Genomic DNA, 17184 nt, shown 5'->3' on the forward strand with positions numbered 1-17184 from the left:
GAAAAATGGGTTGAAACTAAGTAATATCCGTTTTATACAGAAGAATTTCAATCCTAGCATCACCGTTAACCTTAAATGATTGGACCAGAAACTGATTATTTCGATTTTTTATCGTGTTAATGTGAAAAAATATCTTGAATTGGAGGGAAGACGATGAATAGAGTAGTTACAAAGCTATTTATAAAGCACTGGAGAATTTGGTTAGCGGTGACTCCAATTTTCATTATCTCAGGGATTGTTTTTGGTGCCGCTATCGTTTTGTTAAGTGCCTTGAGTAGTGCTGATGCAAGTAGCGGTGTGGATTATGGGGTATTTCTACAAGTGCCAATAGTAATCGGCGGTGTGATACTCTGCTTATTCACAAATAATGCTATGAAGCAATGCATTGATTTTTTTGATGACACCAATGATATTCTGCTTATGCTAGGTGCATCACCAATACAGCTGAGTTTTTTGATGACTGGACAAATGCTACTGACAGGTATTATAGGTGCTAGTTTCGGGATCCTATTTGTAGTACCGGCTGCGAGAGGATTTTTACGCCTTTTACCTATAGGAGCTGGTTCACAATCATTGTCCAGTTTACCAATTGCTTTGACAGGAAACACGATAGGAATCGTCCTCTTGATACAAACGGTCTTGATCAGTATGACTTGTATGAGATATTGCCTGAAAAATTATCGCCGGAGAAAAGGGAGAGTGTCCACTGATCGAGAAGAAGGCAAGAAAAATGGTGGGATGGTCATCGGTACTCTGGCAATCATCGGATGTATCGTTGGAACGGTGCTATTATTTTTGAAGGCGATACCAGATCCCAGTAGCGTGGCTGATTATACGAATAGTATGAAAAATGCAATGAATCTGTTATTACTATTATGGTTGTTGCTGATTGTCGCCATGAATTTTTTGATTCGTCCTTTATTTATCAAAATGGTAAAGATGGTTGCCCATCTGCCATCGATTACCAAACATCCGTTGATTCGTTCTGCTTTTTATGATTTGCAGTTCCATCAAGAAAATATGATCAAGCTAATTCGACCAGTTAGTGTTATTGCCCTACTGATTGGGAATTTTATTGCCTTATTTTTAAATACAAAAATGTTAGTAGACGGTAGAAATGATGAAAGTGCGATCTACGATTTGATTGTTAGTCTAGTTTTTGTTTTTGGTGCACCGATCTTGATTAGCTTGGCGAATATTGTCACTTCAATTAGTCTTTTCAAGATGAAAACGCAAAAAGAAACAGATAACTACTTTTTTACCGGGTGTACGCCAAGTTGGATTTTTGAACTCAAATTGACGGAGATCGGCACGGCTGCGATTCTTTCGATTCTCATTACTTTTTTAGGAACACTTTTATTTGCGATTCCGTTGTTAAGGGTTGCCTTTTTAGGCGGCGGTGATATTTTCCGGGCAAATTGGACAGTAAATATTTTATTGACGCTGGGGATATTTTCCCTATTCTTCCTTTGTTTTGCACCGATTTATTGGTTGGAAAAGGGTAAGAGAAAAGCTTATGTCAATGGATAGGAAAGTAGAGGGATCATGATGAATGAAGTTGTTGTGGTAAAAAACCTAAAAAAGGAAATTGAGTTGGCACAGGGAAATGTGTTAGAGGTTTTAAGTGATATTTCTTTTGAGATAAAGCAAGGAGAATTTGTATCGATCGTGGGTCCTTCAGGTTCGGGAAAATCAACTTTACTGTATTGTATATCTAGTTTATTGCCACCTACTGAAGGGGAAGTGCTAATTAAGGGAAAATCTCCTTATGAATGGAGTGCTTCAAAATTAGCCAAGTTTCGACGGCAAGAAATTGGCTTTATTTTTCAGGATTATCAATTGATACCATCGCTATCAGCCTTTGATAACTTGATGTTACCAGGTATCTTGAATGGACGAAAAATTGAAAAATCCTCCGTGGAAGCAATCGCAACACGGCTTGAGTTGAAAGTAGAACTCAATCAGCCAATTGACGCACTTTCAGGTGGTGAACAGCAACGAGTGGCTATTGCACGAACTATTTTAGCTAACCCGGAGATTATTTTTTTAGATGAACCAACCAGCGCTTTGGATACCCATTCACGTAAGTTGACAATGGGTTTATTTCATGAATTGGTGGGTCAAGGAAAAACGATTATTATGGTAACTCATGATTTGGAACTCGCTGAGAAAACTTCCCGAACAATCGTGATGAGAGATGGAAAAATTGAAAGAGATATTGAATTGACACAGTTTAATACTGTTACAATATAAACGGTAATAAACTGGTTGAATCAATAAAAAGGAAGCTATCATCTGGGGAGTTCAAAGTTCTTGTTACAGAAATAAATTAATGAACCTTTGAGTAGAGCCAATCTGGAGAGTTTGTTGCCGGATATTAGCCGGTGAACGATAGAATGTGCCTTGGCTGAGTTACAAGGCGACCAGAAAATTCAAGAAGTGGGCAGGGACGTTCAACAAAGTACCAACTAGCAAATCATTATTCGGGTTAAATTTTATCGAATAATCCCCATCCAAGAACTTACTCCAACAGAAAAGCCTGTGTTGACCACAACTGGTCACACAGGCTTTTCGTTTAACTTCATTCACTTTCTGTTGCCCAAATAATCAAGGCATTTCTTCATCTATTACAATTTAACCCTATTACGCTTCAGTTTGCGCCGCCAGTACCCAGTGCTCCGGTGCCGCCTCGACTAAGTTTGCCGTGGGTGCAATCGGTTCATGATCAAATTGAACATGGGTCTTTTGCTGTTCAAAAATCGGATCAGCTTGCGGCACCGAAGCCAGTAATGTTTGCGTATAGGGATGCAGCGGATGGCGATACACCGCTTCCGTTGCACCTGCTTCTACGATCCGACCACGGTACATGACGACAATTTTGTCACTAATGTAGTGCACCATGGATAGATCATGGGCAATAAATAAGTAGGTCAACTGCTGCTCTTTTTGAATCCGCCGCAATAGGTTCACAATTTGGGCCTGAATGGACACATCTAATGCCGAGATCGGTTCGTCCAGCACCAGAAACTTGGGTTGAACGGCTAAAGCGCGCGCGATCCCAATCCGCTGCCGCTGACCACCTGAAAATTCATGCGGAAACCGATTAATGGCGTCCGGTGGTAATCCGACCTGCGCCAACAGCTGCAAGACCTGATCCATTCGTTCCTGATGCGAGCCAGCCAAATGGAAGTTATCAATGCCTTCTGCAATAATATCCGCCACTTTTTGCCGCGGATTCAGCGACGCAAACGGATCTTGAAAAACCATCTGAACTTGGCGCCGAAACTGCTTGCGCTCAGTACGGGAAAAATGCTGAATTGACTGATCCAAAAAGCGCACGTTGCCGCCTGAAATCGGCCCGATACCAGCAATGGCGCGACCCGTGGTGGTTTTGCCAGAGCCCGATTCGCCAACCAACCCCACCGTTGTCCCCGGCTCAATTGTGAAGCTAATATGATCCACTGCTTTAATGGGCTGGCGGCCTTTATGAAACGTAACACTCAGGTCGTCAATGGTAAACAATGGTGCTGTCAAACATGATCATCTCCCTTTACCTAAGCCTGACTCGCGACAATGGTTTGCGGTTTTTCCGTCATATCTGCAAACCGTTCCCACCGTTTTTGAATCGTCACTGGCGGCTGATAGCTTGGTGTGCGCGGATCAAGCAGCCACGAGCGAACAAAATGGGTAGGCGATACCTGAAACAACGGCGGTGCTTCTTTAAAGTCAATCGCCATCGCATAAGGATTACGCGGTGCAAACGGATCACCTGTGATTGGTTTGCGCATATCCGGCGGCGTTCCCGGTAGCGTAAACAACTGCTCCCGCTGGTCATCCGAACTCGGAACGGCATCCAACAAGCCCCATGTATAGGGATGCTGCGGATTGTAAAAGATTTCATTGGCAGTGCCGACTTCCACGATTTTCCCGGCATACATAATCGCCACCCGATCGGCAATGTTAGCCACCACGCCGAGATCATGGGTGATAAAAATGACACTTAGATCATGTTTCGCCTTCTGGGTCTTAATCAAATCCAAGACTTGTGCCTGCAAGGTAACGTCCAAAGCCGTGGTCGGTTCATCTGCGACTAATACTTTCGGGTGCATAATCAAAGCCATCGCAATCATCGCTCGTTGCCGTTGCCCGCCGGAAAGTTCATGCGGATACTTGCGGGCAATCAAAGCAGGATCATCGAGGCCGACATCTTGAATAGAAGCATACACCGCTTTTTTCAACGCCGCGCCATGTAGATGTTGATGTGCTTTGACGCCTTCACCGATTTGACGGCCAATCCGCATGGTCGGGTTAAGGCCACTGAGCGAGTCTTGAAAAATCAAGCCCAATTCCTGACCGCGTAAATGGGTATAAGCTTTTTTGCTTGCATGTAAAAGATCGGTGTCACCATATCGCATGACGTCCGCTTTGACCTCGGCATCCTTACCCAGTAAGCCTAATAACGCATGCGTGGTTACCGATTTGCCCGATCCTGATTCGCCTACCAATGCCAGCGTCTCACCTTGATGCAAAGTCAGGTTGACGCTATTGACCGCATAAACATTTTCATTTGCTTCATGAAATGTCACGTTTAAATTCTTAATGGAAACAATATCAGTCATGCCGCGCCCCTTTCATGAATTAGTTTAGCCATTTTACTGCTTTGTATAAACGATTCTAGATCGCGTTGCTTGTCAGTACAAATACAAATCAATTAACGCACCACCCAGCAGGTTAATCGCTGCCACAAGTGCCAATTGACCATTTCCGGGGAGGCTGCCAAGAAAGCGACTGGTTAAAGCAGCATGCGGTCGCCGCGTGTGTAGCAGTAATTTAATGCCGACTGCAAGTAACGCTAAGCCAACTAGCAGCCAAAAAGTTTGATGCAACCCCCACAGCAAAGCCACTAACACGGGCTCATGCGTCAGGGAAAAGCCGGTTGTTGTGACAAACAAGCCGACAAATAAAGCGGTGATGACTTGCCAGGGATGTTTTTGAATCATGATGGTCCTCCTTCAATCCTTCTCATCGCGACTGCCTGAGCAACGGCTTTTGGGTGAAGTTTTCCTGACGAAACACTTCTCGTTGCCGGCAGTCGGTTCAATTAGTCCTGAAACTTTGGATCCAACGCATCACGCAAGCCATCCCCCAGAATGTTAAACGCAAAGACAATGGCGATTAAAATCAAAATCGGGATGTACAGTTGCAACGGATGTTGGAGCATCTGGTCTTGACCATTAGCAATCAAAATTCCCAAACTCGTATTCGGTGCTTGAATCCCCAGCCCTAGGAAACTAAGACTGGCTTCACCGAAAATGTTATCCGGAATGCTTTGGCCAATATCCAGAATCAAAATACTCATCATGTTGGGAACCAGATGCCGCGCCATAATCCGCCACAACGGTGTATCCAACATCACTGCCGCTGTAACATAATCCAAGCCCCGCAACTGCATCACCAATCCGCGAGCCTGCCGCGCTGAACCAGACCAACTGGTAACCGCCAAGGCAAATAGCATCGTCCACATACCATTGCCTAAAACCACCATAATCAGCATCGTAATGAGCAAGCCCGGTAACGAATTAAACACTTCAATAATCCGCATCAAGATTTCGTCAACCCAGCCGCCAAAGAAAGCCATGATCATCCCATAAATGGTTCCAAAACCAATGGCCAAAAAAGTGCTCAAAATAGCGACCATCAATGACACCTGAACGCCAATGCAGGTTCGGGTAAACAAATCCCGACCTAAGCGATCAGTTCCAAACCAGTGAGCGGCACTTGGGCCAACATTACGACTGTTAACACGAATGAGGTTAGGATCATAATGTTGAATCTGTGGACCAATTAACGCCGCCAATACGATTAAGATCAAAATGATCCCCCAGGCAACAGCAAGCCGATCCTTTAACAACTTTTGGCGAGCCGATGCCCAGAAACTGATACTTTTGGGAGCATTTGCTTCGATGGTCGCGACTTGGTCTGGCTCGGTCAGCACAGTTGGCGTACTAAAATTGCCACTTGCCTGAACAAAATGAAAATCCGTATCACTTGCAGCCATTCGTCCATCTCCCTTCAGTTGTCATAGAGTTTAATTCGCGGATCAGCCAGTGTATACAGTAAATCCGTGATGAACATCGTGACAATATACAAGATCGCCAGCAGCACCGTTTCGCCCATGATAATCGGAACGTCCCGATTATTCAGTGCCGTGACAAAATATTGCCCGACACCCGGAATGACGAAAATACTTTCGATAAACACCGATCCGGTAATACCGAATGCCAAGGTAACCGGTAATGACGTAATAATTGGAATGGAGGCATTTCGCACGATATGGTGTAAGACAATTTGCGGCTCTGACAATCCTTTCGCGCGTGCCGTCATGACATACTCACTTGAGCCAACATCGACCATTGAATTTTTCAATAAACGCGCATAACCCGCAATGTAGCCAATGCCACCAGCAATGGTTGGCAGGACCGTATAAATCCAGCCACCCCACCAAGTCTGATCACCGCTTGGCCAGCCAATAATCGGAAACCAGCCAAGTTTTCCGCCAAAATAACTCTGCAAAAGCAGGCCCAACACCAAACTGGGAATTGACATTAAGAACAGTGCCAAAATCGTAATGACACGATCAATCCAGGTGTTTTTATAAACCGCCGCCAAAATGCCAAGCAACAGCCCCAGCGGAATGCCTAGCAGCATCTGCTGAATACCCAGCCGGGCCGATGCTGGCAACCGATCACGAATCAAACTGCTCATGGTCACAGAAGGGTCACTAATCGACTCACCAAATTGCCCATGTACCATGTTATTCATCGTGATGGCATACCGCTCTAAAACCGGCTTGTCCAGACCAGTATTTTTATAGACTTGTTCCCGTGTGGCTTCCGGCAACTTATCGGTCTGCGCACTCAACGCATCGCCTGGTACTGCAGATATCAAGAAGAACGTTGCAGTTGCTATTAAAAAGGTCGATATCAGCAATTCGATGAAACGCCGAATGATCAGCTTAATCATAAGTGCAACCACCTATTTTCAAAATCATGGTTTGCCATTTATTGCCATCTCCCAACAGTCTTAACTTACATTAGTCAAAAGAACGACGAATGTTTTCAATTGGTTACTTTTTTGATGCATAAGTGTAGTTAAAGGTTCCGCCAAACACCGTTGTTTGCAGATTCTTAACCGACTTATTGATGTAAATCCGTGACTGTGGGTTGGTTAACGGTACGACGCCAAAGTCTTTGGCAACCAATTGCGTTTCCAGTTGTTTGTACAAAGCTAGGCGTTCTTTAGTGGTCAAATTACCGTTCAGTTTGTTGTCGAGTGCGTCAAAAGTCTTGCTACTGTACCCACCGAAGAACTTTTGGAAGCCGTTGTTTGAATTCCATAGGCTCAAATATGAGTTCGGATCAGCTGTGGCCAACCAGCCATTGCCCAGCAAGTCGTATTGATTTTTATTACGCAATTGAACAAAGCTGGCATCATCTGGTGCCGTTTTGATGGTCACCTTGACGCCTAATTGTTGCTTAATCGCCTGTTTCAACCAAGTACCCGTATCATCACTGCCAACGGTTAAATAGACAAAATTCAACTTGCTGAGATCAGTTGACTTACCTAACTCTTTCAGGCCTTCCTTCAACAATGCTTGGCGTTTAGCTTTGGTATTATATTGTGCCTGGGCTTCTTTTAGCGGATTGCCAACATATTTACCATAATTGGTCGAACCAACATTCAGCGTTTGCGGTGCCATTGTATAGGTCAACTTATCCTGACCATCGCTGACCGCCTTATTGTAATCATTGCGATTAATTGACAATGAAAACGCCTCGCGAACTTTGGTATTCTTGAACAGCCCCTGCGTTCCGCCATTGTGCTGATTCATAATCAAGACCGTGGTACCGGCACCATCTTGCGTGCGAGAAGTCAGCTTATTACTCTTGGCAAGTTTATTAAAGTCAGCAATCTGTTTACCCGAAGCTGACAAGGCATCTAACTGACCACTTTGCATCAACGACAGAACAGTTGACGGCTTACTCGTTGTGGTATAAGTAACGGTCTGCAGTTTTACCTTTTTAGCATTCCAGTACGATGGGTTCTTCTTCAGTGTGATCTTGTCGTTCTTCTTCCATGAAGTCAGCTTAAAGGGCCCATTGAACACTTGATCCTTAACGTCTGTTTTCCACTTTTTATTGCCGACCTGATTGATCTTGTCGAGTCGAACCGGATAATAAATCACTGACGCCATGTCTGACAAAAGCGATGGGTAAGCATAAGCAAGCTGAATCTGGAGAGTTTTCTTGTTAATTGCCTTCACGCCAACGTCTTCGGCACTGCCTTTTCCAGTGTTATAGGCCTCTGCACCTTTGATGAAGTAAGCATTGGTGGCCTGCGAAAAGGCATTTTTCTTCTTCAACAGCCGCCGGAAAGAATCGACGTATTGTTGAGCCGTCACCGCTTTGCCATCTGACCACTTAGCATCACGCAACTTGAAAGTATAAGTAAGACCATCTGCCGACTTGGTATAGGATTTAGCCCCAGTTAAGACAACTTTATCCTTACCATTTGCCGATTCAATCGTCGTCAACCCTTCCTGCACTTCAGATAAAATGTCATTTTCATTGGCATTGCGCATATCATTGACATCCAATGTCGTCGGGTCATCTTCTTCAGTTAGATTCAGCGTCTGAGCATTCCCAGACGCCGAACCACTCCGACCTCCGCAACCGACCAACAACGTCGCAAGCGCAACGCCTGTAATAAGTGCCGTTAACAAATGGTGCTTTTTCATAAAAAGCCATCTCCTAAAATATAGTGAGCGTGAGTCAGCACGCTTAGGAATCGGAGTGTAAGCGGCCTTGGGCGTGATGGCCCGGTCTTGGCCATTGCGACCAAGGTCCTTACACGCAGATTCCTGCGCTGACGAACGCGTTATAGTGAGCGTGAACCGGCGCGCTTAGAAGTCGGAGTGTAAGCGGCCTCAGACGTGATGGCCGCACTTTGGCCATTGCGGCTGAGGTCCTTACACGTAGACTTCTGCGCCGGTGAACGCGTTATGGAGCGTGAGTCAGCGCGCGTAAGAACGGTGGCTTTGCATATGATAACCGGGCCCGGCATTGATCATTTTAGCCAAATTTCCTACACCCATATTTCTACGCCAGCAAACGCGTTAGAAAATAAAAACTGGCGGTGCATCTAGGATTCTAGATACACCGCCAGTTTCGTTCTTCGTTCAAGTCACGTGATTACCGTCACCTAAGCCAATCTCCAGCCATGTAAATAGAACCGCTATGTTGTTCATAGCAGCTGCACATGCACATGGACATGACTTGGTTAAACTGGGTCATCACGTGAACTCCTCTCGAAGAAATTGTCATTAGCATACTTTTAAAAAAACGGTTCGTCAACGGGTAATTTTGTAGAAATGTCTCATCAGGAAACTAAATAACATTAAGAAAAACTGGTATATCAGTTTTGGTAGATACTCAGCCACTTTTAATTCGCTTTAAAAAACACTTTTTTAATTGCAAAATTAATATTTGAGTCAGGGCCTGAACGAGTGCTAAATGTCTCCGCGAACAACGAATCAATTTGACACGTCCATAATCGTGTATATGTTGCCAGCTGTGTTCATTTAAAAGTGTTTTATTTAAATCTATCCAAAATCTGACTTGCTTCATCAGCTTAACTTTTTGCTCTTTTAAAAAAGCCGACCGAGTAAGCGCTCAGTCGACTTTCCCAGTAAATAGCATAGACACTTCAGGCCTTCGCGCGTTGATGGAAAAGGATCCATAAAAGTGCTAAGCCAGCGCCGATGAATAATAGCGCAGGTACGATATTCGCCGCTGTGAACATAACGAAGGCCATCGTGGCAAACAGGCCGCCGATCGAAAGGCCAATCCCCCATTGCTGCATCGCTGTCAGGCTGGCAAAGGAGGTACGGAAACCAAGCGCCAACAGCAACGACCCAACAAATGCAATGAGGCCAAATACGATATGTCCCAAAATCAACCAGTTAAACATTCTCTATCTCCTTTCTTGGTATCTTCACTATACGGAAAATGAGAGCGCTTGCCAATTACTTTTATTCAAAGCTTGGCTTCGTTCAACCGTCCATGTTCTAACTGCAGCGCGCGATCCCAAAATTGTTCAACATCTTGGCGGTGCGAAATGACAATCAATGCGACTGGTAGTTGACGCAATCGTTGACTGAGGCTTTTTGCGGCGGCGGCATCCAAATTTGCAAAGGGCTCGTCTAACACCAAAACATTCCGTCGTGCCAAAAGTGCCCGTGCCAAACCAATCTTTTGTAATTCACCGGCCGAAACATTGGCTCTTGTCTGGCCATGAAGCGGCGTGGCGAGTCCTTCTGGCAATCGCTGGACAAATGTCTGTAAATCAGTCTGGACTAACACTTCCGATAGTGCCGTCTGGCTTACATTGCGGTCAAGCGCGATGTTTTGCCGCAACGTATCATCAAACAAAGCCACCACTTGGGGTACAAAGCCGATGATGTGCGCAAGTTGGCGTGGAGCTTCAAGAGTAGCCGGTTCTATTTGAACACTGCCCGCTTGCGGTGATAAAAGCCCCAAGATAATTCGAATCAAAGTTGATTTACCGCCACCGCTTGGCCCTGTGATCAGAATCTTTTCATGTGCCGCCACATTTAACTTTAAGTCCAATTGCGCCAAAACCGGCCGAGATGCATCTGGATACGTGTAAGTGATGTGTTTGAGAAGCAACTGTTGTACCGAGTTTTTTGGCTGGTGAGCTGAGGGCGCTTCTTGGCTTTCAGCAGCAACATTTCTCGATGCTGCTTGTAACGGCACAATTAACCCGAAGATTCTTTTAGCTGCAACTAGATTCCGTGATAACTGAGCGTACTGGTCTGGCATACTGTAAAATAACCAGGTAAAACTGGGCGTCAGCATTGCAAACGCAGCAAATTGCCCGATGGAGATAAATTTGAAGCCGACAAACAGTAATTCCACGCCCAAAATCACAATATCAACAAATAAGCCCAGTGCAAACCCCATGACAATCGTACCGGTTTGTTGCAGGCCCATGCGATATTGGGAATTAGCAAAGCTTTGGTATGTTCGGCTAAATAGTTGCAAACCAAACTGTTCTTTTTGATAATCTTTCAGAAGCATTCTTCCGGCGAGAATTTCTAACAGTGCTGCTTGCATCCGCGCATTTTCAGATTGTTGCGTGTCTTGTGCCTGAGTTAAACGACCGGCCATTACTTTAGGAATCAGCAAAGCCGTCAAGCACAACCCAATAATGATGAGCATCAACGGCCAGGAGCTTAACCAGCCAAATAGACTGGCAGCGAGAAATGAAAGTAATCCGACTAAAATAGCCGTTACCGATTTGATAAACAAAGGTGCTGCTAGTGGCGCTTCGGTTGTCAAACTATTGAGCCGTTCATTTCGAGCTTCAAGATCGACTGCAACCGGTCCGTTCATTAGTGCTGCCATTAAACGTGATTGCAGCGTTTGGGTGAGTTGATAATGTGCCTGCGTTTGCCAGCGTGCGATGAGCCAGCGACCACCGCCAATCACCCCTGCTGCTACAACAGCCATCATCATCAACGGCATGGTAAGTGCACCTCGCTGGGTCAACCGTTGAATCAACCGCGCTAACCCAAACTCAATTGCGGCACAAATCATGGCAATAATCCATAGCACTGGCACAATCCGCGTACTAAAAAGATGCCAAAACTGCTTTAATTCAGTCATCTTATTCACCCACCTTAATGATTTGATCAGCAGAAGTGACAAAATTAAACGTATGCGTGATCATCAAAATGCCGTGGGTGTGGGCAGCCTGTCGCAACACTTGCATCACTGCCATCTGGTTGGCAGCATCAATATCCGAGAACGGCTCATCCAAGACTAGCCACGGACGATTTGAAAGCAAGGCGCGGGCAATGCCGAATCGCCGCTGTTCACCCGGCGATAACTGTGCAGGCTGAAGAATCTGATTGAGATCCTCAGCATATTTTCCCAGCCCAAGTTTTTCCAGTAACGGTCTTATCTGAGGTGACGAAGCCTCCGTGTTCAAAAGCAAATTGGCCGTCACCGAAGCGGTAAACATCACGCTGCGTTGCGGGACAAATGCCATTAATTCAGCCGGGGTGACTTTATCTACGGATCCCTGGAGCCTAATCTGACCAGATGTTGGCGTCAAATCGCCGAGGATCAATTTCATCAGCGTTGTTTTGCCAGCACCGTTTGCCCCAACGATAAAAGTGATCCCGCGATTATGGATTTTAAAATTCAATCCTCGTAATAATTGGCGCTCACTATGCGGATAATGAAAAGCAACCTGATCGCCTACGATGGTCAACAGTTGTGCCGAATCGATCTCGGTAGACGCGATTTGAACTTTTGATGATGCCTGCAAGCGCGGCAAAATCCGGTTCAGAGAGGTCCGTTGTTGCGCGAGATAGCCAATGGTTGGAGCCAATCCTAAAAACGGCCACAGAATGGACCCTACACCGGCATTCCAGGCTCCCAAAACACCGGCAACAGATTGATGCGTCAGTGGAAGCAAGCCAAACCCTAGCGCCAGTGTCAGCACCTCTGCCAAATAAATGCCGCCATTAAAAATACCTGCCAGCGCCCCGGTTGCGCCTGCCAGTTGCCGAATAGCCGGTTGCGCTTCCTGAAAAATGGTTTGATGCCGCTGCCGAATATAACCAAAGACATTCAGATTACGAACCGGCTCAAAGTTTGCCAAAAAGTTATTGAAAAATCCCTTATGCCGATCATCCACCGCAATTAAACTGGTTTGTGCCTGATTTTGGCGGCGAAATAAATGGCGCGACACCAAGGCAAATAAAAGCCCAAATCCAATGAAAGCCACGGCCAACTGCCAAGATTGTGTCGCGACATACACCAGTCCTAAACTAACTGTCATGCCAAAATCAACCAACGGCAGCACACCACTGTCCAAAAATTGCATCACATTCTGCGTATCCGTGATCAGTAAATTCGTTGCCACACCCGCATCCGGTACATCTTGAGCATCCCCCGCCAAGAAACTTGCCATCAACGCCCGGGCGACTGCCACACTCAAGCGTCGTTTTAGCCGCTCCATGACAACGCCTGACAGCCAGTAGAGTCCGGTATAGACCACTGTTGCTGCAAGCATGCCAGCAAAAACACCTATCAGCATCCCTGTGTGACCTGCTAATGCAGCGGTCAATCCCAGCTGAATCAACATCGAAATCGCCACATTAAACCCATCAATGGCAACCCGCAAAATGAATAATCCCAACAACCATCGTTTCTTCAAGGCACCGATTTGCATGATTTTTTGCATTGCATGTCCCCTCGCTTCCTCCGACTGGCCAAACCAATCGAATCGACTACTTAGGACTGCACAATGGCAAACAAAAAGACGACCTCTCAGCCGCCTAACGTTAATCCCATTTTATGACCGACCGAAAGTCTACCTGCGAAGCGCATCAAAGAACCCTGCACCAAGCGCAGCCCCGACATTAAGTTTTGATGGGGTAAATCGGTCTTTGATCCGCATTGGAAAAAGCCTCCGTTCGACTTGTTATTTTATGGTGCAATAGTACCAATTATTTGGTCAAAAGGCAACGAAGAAGGTTTGTCATTTAAAAAAATCTACGGTGAGTTTACAAACATTCACATGCTGTGCTTGCCTATTAACGTTATTGACTAGCTCACTGCGGTTAGACAAAAAACGACACTGACAACGAAATTTCCATCGCCAGTGTCGTCTAATTTACTTATTTTCTAATACTGCCGCGAATAACTAGCAAGTAGCGCCACTCATCAGGATGCCCTTCTTAAAGGCCGCCAACACATCTGAACCCTTGGCAATTCGAACGCTTCCGTCCAAATAAGCATGAGCGTCATCTTTGATACTGATCGCGCCTTGCTTAAAGTCCATCGCCAAGCCACTTGCAAAGAAAATCATGTCATAGTCGGAAGTGTACAGTTGCAATCCGGCATCATTTTCCAATTTTACTTGATAATCCGGATCCGGTTCATCAAGGACAATTAACGTAAACTTTGTGCCGATACTGCAGGCCCCGCCTTGTAAAGAATACCGCCCGCCGCCATCATCAGCAATCAACAACAGAATCTTCTGGTCAAAATGCTTCTTCTTCATCAAATCAACAAACGACTGCGATAACTTGATCGTTGCCATCTTACCGTCACCTTTCCTGTTACTTACTTTTAGTGTGCCACTTTTTGTGAGGAAAATCAATTGTGTGCGAGGAAGATTACGCCAATTGTTCAACCTGATGACACGCTTGATCAAAGACTTTAATCGCATCTGGAGCCTTATCAACAGCCACCAATAGCCCTTTTACCAACCACAAGCGCACCGTTGCTAAAAAAATTAACCGATCACCTTCACTAATACCAGCTAAACAGCAAAAACGCTCAGTATAGACAGATAGTGCGACTCTCTGCCTCGGCATAAAACCATGATAAAGAGCCGCAAAGTCCAAAAATCGCGGACCGCGACGAGCTTGCCCAAAGTCGATGACACCAACTTGCCTATTCGTCATTGTGAGCAAGTTCCACCGTCCTAAGTCGCCATGCACCCATGCTTCCTGAGCTTGGTCGAGCAAGAGCAGCGATTCTATCTGAGAAACCAAATGTGCATAAATTGCCGGCTGAGTTTGCTGCAACTTGGGATGCTGCTTTTGCCACAGTTGCTGCAGTGGTTGCGGATCTTGCGGTTGCCAATCATATTCAAACTGATCTAAGCCCTTCCGAATTTTTAGATAACAGTTTAGTGCTGCCGCTAATGTAGGTGCAGAGGGATGGTGTTCCCAGAATCGCTGAACTTGATAAATTTTCCGGTTCACACTGATAAATGGTTGCTGAGCCTGGGTTAACAAAATTGCTGGCGTCAAGCGGCTATCAACGTCTTGAATAGCTTGTGTTAGCGCAAATTCAAACAAAGCCTGTGCCGTACTGGGAACTGTTTTGACTAAAACTGGTCCCGATATTGTCTCAATTCGCCATGCCATGCTGCTTTTACCATTTGTCATTGGAATCGTTTTTGTGACGTGACCAAGGTTATAAGCAAGGAGCACGCTTGATAAAGAATCCATTTGATCCCCTCCACTTTTTCAACTGATGGCTCACTAACAAGCTTTTTCGGTGAGATCGTTCACTTGTGACACTACTGGCTGACGATTCCCTACAAAACCGTTAAAATATCAGTCTAAAGCTGCACGACAACCGCGTCTAAGTTAGCATAAAATAATCGTACGCAGTCAGCAAATTCTTTTTTGGAAATGAGGCCAATGGGCATGAAACACCGCAACCGTTTATTTTGGCTGATCTTGCTTGTCGCAGGCGTTTTTCTGGTTTATAGCACCGAAAGTCCGCTTCCGTTTACAACCCGCGAAACAGTGAAGGCCGGTATCGCCCAGGCGTGGACTACAACAACACACACTGTTGGTAACTGGCTGCATGGCAATTCATCTGCGGACTCCTCCTCCACCAGTCTTGCCTCAAGCACCACTAGCCAGGCAACTTCACGCTCGGCAAGTACGCCAGCAGGAGCCACCTCGGCCTTGAATATTGTCCAAGGCCGACACCTTAAGCGTACTTACTATTACCATTTTGATGCCAATTTACCGCAAGCAGAACACACTGTCTTCACCAATGCCGTGCGCGCTTATAACGCAACCGGTATTGTTAAGCTCATCCCCGGTCAAGGCAAAAGAAGCGACAATCAAATCACTTTTTCCAGTTATCAAAAAGACATGAGCCAAGCCAGTCTTGGTACCACTGAGCTTGGTGAAGGCGGTCCGACCATTATCGTTGAAACGCTAGGCGCACAGGTTACCGTTATCAACCATGCCCGCGCCAGTCTCAACCTCGCTTACCCATCACAATCCATTAATGCGGCTGTGGCCATGCATGAACTTGGCCACGCGCTCGGACTGGATCATAGCCAGTCGACTGATTCGGTGATGTATCCAGTCACGCGCGGGGTTACGCAATTATCTGATGGCGATATTGCCGGGCTCAAGGCGATTTATGCCCAATAATTTATTAATTAATCTCTCAACTCTCTCCAATCATAGCTAAACGGCATCGACAACAAGCGCGATACTTGCTGTTGATGCCGTTTAATCTTGTCTCGGACTCATAACATGTCATTTATAATTGACAAAAAAGCAACCTTCTTGTATGCTATCCGTGTCAATTAAATGTGACATTTTATTTTGAAAGGAGGTAGCTTCCCATGAATCGTGTACGTGAATTTCGCCGTGAAAAGAAACTCTCGCAGCTTGCTTTGGCAGAAAAGATCGGCGTTGCCCGACAAACGATCAACCTCATCGAAAATGGGAAATACAATCCTTCTTTGGAACTTTGTCTCAAACTGTCGTGGACACTAGGCACGGATCTCAACACATTGTTTTGGAGGGAAAAGAATGAAGAACTTTGAGAGCAAACTGATCGCCCGTATTTTCGGCATTCAAGAACCAATTGACGAACACGCCTATGCTATTCTCGGACGCGCAGCCATTCATGCCGTCCTCGGAATTCTGACTTTTGAACTGACAATCAATGTCATGTCTTTCCTTATCCCATTTCACAGTTATGAAGACGCGTTTTATATTATGTCCAGCATACAACTGACGGGAATTTTTTTGATCTTGATTGCCACCACGACCCTAGCCATCAGGAAAAACGGACTGGGAAAAGAAGAAGTGACAGCCGATGCTTATCCAGCTGCCTTAAAGCGTGCCCGGCGAAAAGCTTTCTTAAGTAGCATCGTTTCCACCGCTATTTTTCATTTATTGGGCGCCATTCTGTCATTGCGTGAACAAGGATTCTTAACCAGTTTGGTTGATAAGCACCGACTCATCCAAACCGCCATCTTTTTTGTATTCTTCACCGCTATGATACTCTTTGCAGTAAAAAGAAACCTTAAGATTATCAGTAACGATGACTAAAAAGTTGTTCGCTTGCCCAATGATGACATTTCAAAACTGCCAGAACCGCTTTTCACATAAGCAATGGTTCTGGCAGTTTATCTTTTCACACAGACATCAGTTAGGTTAAGAACTCATTTAATCTCAGCTTCTTTGTGATCATATAACAAAAACCACCGCGGGAATCGAACCCGCGTGTGAAATGTAAAACTTCACAGCACCAGCGTGGT

Annotated in this window: 16 protein-coding genes; 5 read left to right on the forward strand and 11 right to left on the reverse strand. The window is 45.5% G+C overall.

The window, feature by feature from the left end; all coding sequences use genetic code 11:
* Positions 1-153: 153 nt before the first annotated feature.
* Both EL173_RS09940 and EL173_RS09945 read left to right on the forward strand, forming a co-directional pair.
* On the forward strand, positions 154-1530 hold the full coding sequence (locus EL173_RS09940) for a hypothetical protein (protein WP_005692960.1): 1377 nt from the start codon (positions 154-156) through the stop codon (positions 1528-1530).
* 18 nt (positions 1531-1548) lie between these two features.
* Positions 1549-2253 carry an ABC transporter ATP-binding protein gene (locus EL173_RS09945; protein WP_019728359.1) on the forward strand — a complete coding sequence of 235 codons (705 nt, stop codon included), beginning with the start codon at positions 1549-1551 and terminating at the stop codon, positions 2251-2253.
* Between the two features lie 390 nt (positions 2254-2643).
* Here EL173_RS09945 and EL173_RS09950 read toward each other — a convergent pair whose 3' ends face one another.
* The 11 genes from EL173_RS09950 to EL173_RS10005 form a co-directional block, all read right to left on the reverse strand.
* Positions 2644-3534: an ATP-binding cassette domain-containing protein gene (locus EL173_RS09950; protein ID WP_014571432.1), complete on the reverse strand. Its 891-nt coding sequence runs from the start codon at positions 3532-3534 to the stop codon at positions 2644-2646.
* A gap of 20 nt (positions 3535-3554) precedes the next feature.
* A complete protein-coding gene (locus EL173_RS09955; RefSeq protein WP_005692957.1) occupies positions 3555-4619 on the reverse strand; it encodes an ABC transporter ATP-binding protein in 1065 nt (354 codons plus the stop codon).
* Between the two features lie 72 nt (positions 4620-4691).
* Positions 4692-5000, reverse strand: coding sequence for a hypothetical protein (locus EL173_RS09960; RefSeq protein WP_005716811.1), 309 nt, complete (start codon positions 4998-5000; stop codon positions 4692-4694).
* 101 nt (positions 5001-5101) lie between these two features.
* Complete coding sequence (locus EL173_RS09965; protein ID WP_005685980.1) at positions 5102-6058, reverse strand: ABC transporter permease; 957 nt, start codon at positions 6056-6058, stop codon at positions 5102-5104.
* Positions 6059-6072: 14 nt separating this feature from the next.
* Positions 6073-7023, reverse strand: a complete 951-nt coding sequence (locus EL173_RS09970; RefSeq protein ID WP_005685979.1) for an ABC transporter permease — start codon at positions 7021-7023, stop codon at positions 6073-6075.
* Positions 7024-7126: 103 nt separating this feature from the next.
* Positions 7127-8797, reverse strand: coding sequence for a peptide ABC transporter substrate-binding protein (locus EL173_RS09975; RefSeq protein WP_005692955.1), 1671 nt, complete (start codon positions 8795-8797; stop codon positions 7127-7129).
* Positions 8798-9765: 968 nt separating this feature from the next.
* Positions 9766-10029 carry a hypothetical protein gene (locus EL173_RS09985; protein ID WP_005692954.1) on the reverse strand — a complete coding sequence of 88 codons (264 nt, stop codon included), beginning with the start codon at positions 10027-10029 and terminating at the stop codon, positions 9766-9768.
* A gap of 65 nt (positions 10030-10094) precedes the next feature.
* A complete protein-coding gene (locus tag EL173_RS09990; RefSeq protein ID WP_014571433.1) occupies positions 10095-11747 on the reverse strand; it encodes an ATP-binding cassette domain-containing protein in 1653 nt (550 codons plus the stop codon).
* 1 nt (position 11748) lies between these two features.
* Positions 11749-13335: an ATP-binding cassette domain-containing protein gene (locus EL173_RS09995; RefSeq protein WP_005692952.1), complete on the reverse strand. Its 1587-nt coding sequence runs from the start codon at positions 13333-13335 to the stop codon at positions 11749-11751.
* A 462-nt stretch (positions 13336-13797) separates the two neighbouring features.
* Positions 13798-14196 carry an iron-sulfur cluster biosynthesis family protein gene (locus EL173_RS10000; RefSeq protein ID WP_014571434.1) on the reverse strand — a complete coding sequence of 133 codons (399 nt, stop codon included), beginning with the start codon at positions 14194-14196 and terminating at the stop codon, positions 13798-13800.
* Between the two features lie 76 nt (positions 14197-14272).
* Positions 14273-15115 carry a phosphotransferase gene (locus tag EL173_RS10005; RefSeq protein WP_005692947.1) on the reverse strand — a complete coding sequence of 281 codons (843 nt, stop codon included), beginning with the start codon at positions 15113-15115 and terminating at the stop codon, positions 14273-14275.
* A 201-nt stretch (positions 15116-15316) separates the two neighbouring features.
* Between EL173_RS10005 and EL173_RS10010 the strand changes: the two genes are divergently transcribed.
* The 3 genes from EL173_RS10010 (at position 15317) to EL173_RS10020 (ending at position 16975) form a co-directional block, all read left to right on the forward strand.
* Positions 15317-16063, forward strand: coding sequence for a matrixin family metalloprotease (locus tag EL173_RS10010; RefSeq protein ID WP_014571435.1), 747 nt, complete (start codon positions 15317-15319; stop codon positions 16061-16063).
* Between the two features lie 197 nt (positions 16064-16260).
* Positions 16261-16464 carry a helix-turn-helix transcriptional regulator gene (locus EL173_RS10015; RefSeq protein ID WP_005692943.1) on the forward strand — a complete coding sequence of 68 codons (204 nt, stop codon included), beginning with the start codon at positions 16261-16263 and terminating at the stop codon, positions 16462-16464.
* Positions 16451-16975 (forward strand): DUF3278 domain-containing protein, encoded by a 525-nt coding sequence (locus EL173_RS10020; RefSeq protein ID WP_005692941.1) that lies wholly within the window; start codon positions 16451-16453, stop codon positions 16973-16975. Before EL173_RS10015 ends, EL173_RS10020 begins: the two co-directional genes overlap by 14 nt.
* Positions 16976-17184: the final 209 nt, after the last annotated feature.

Source organism: Lacticaseibacillus rhamnosus (assembly GCF_900636965.1).
Taxonomy (GTDB): Bacteria; Bacillota; Bacilli; order Lactobacillales; family Lactobacillaceae; genus Lacticaseibacillus; species Lacticaseibacillus rhamnosus.

Excerpts from the sequence above, each read along its gene's own strand:
- EL173_RS09985 (WP_005692954.1), bottom strand. The coding sequence starts at position 10,029 with ATGTTTAACTGGTTGATTTTGGGACATATCGTATTTGGCCTCATTGCA.
- EL173_RS09955 (WP_005692957.1), bottom strand. The coding sequence starts at position 4,619 with ATGACTGATATTGTTTCCATTAAGAATTTAAACGTGACATTTCATGAA.
- EL173_RS09975 (WP_005692955.1), bottom strand. The coding sequence starts at position 8,797 with ATGAAAAAGCACCATTTGTTAACGGCACTTATTACAGGCGTTGCGCTT.
- EL173_RS10020 (WP_005692941.1), top strand. The coding sequence starts at position 16,451 with ATGAAGAACTTTGAGAGCAAACTGATCGCCCGTATTTTCGGCATTCAA.
- EL173_RS09990 (WP_014571433.1), bottom strand. The coding sequence starts at position 11,747 with ATGACTGAATTAAAGCAGTTTTGGCATCTTTTTAGTACGCGGATTGTG.
- EL173_RS09970 (WP_005685979.1), bottom strand. The coding sequence starts at position 7,023 with ATGATTAAGCTGATCATTCGGCGTTTCATCGAATTGCTGATATCGACC.
- EL173_RS10005 (WP_005692947.1), bottom strand. The coding sequence starts at position 15,115 with ATGGATTCTTTATCAAGCGTGCTCCTTGCTTATAACCTTGGTCACGTC.
- EL173_RS09965 (WP_005685980.1), bottom strand. The coding sequence starts at position 6,058 with ATGGCTGCAAGTGATACGGATTTTCATTTTGTTCAGGCAAGTGGCAAT.
- EL173_RS10000 (WP_014571434.1), bottom strand. The coding sequence starts at position 14,196 with ATGGCAACGATCAAGTTATCGCAGTCGTTTGTTGATTTGATGAAGAAG.
- EL173_RS10010 (WP_014571435.1), top strand. The coding sequence starts at position 15,317 with ATGAAACACCGCAACCGTTTATTTTGGCTGATCTTGCTTGTCGCAGGC.
- EL173_RS09940 (WP_005692960.1), top strand. The coding sequence starts at position 154 with ATGAATAGAGTAGTTACAAAGCTATTTATAAAGCACTGGAGAATTTGG.
- EL173_RS10015 (WP_005692943.1), top strand. The coding sequence starts at position 16,261 with ATGAATCGTGTACGTGAATTTCGCCGTGAAAAGAAACTCTCGCAGCTT.
- EL173_RS09960 (WP_005716811.1), bottom strand. The coding sequence starts at position 5,000 with ATGATTCAAAAACATCCCTGGCAAGTCATCACCGCTTTATTTGTCGGC.
- EL173_RS09995 (WP_005692952.1), bottom strand. The coding sequence starts at position 13,335 with ATGCAAAAAATCATGCAAATCGGTGCCTTGAAGAAACGATGGTTGTTG.
- EL173_RS09945 (WP_019728359.1), top strand. The coding sequence starts at position 1,549 with ATGAATGAAGTTGTTGTGGTAAAAAACCTAAAAAAGGAAATTGAGTTG.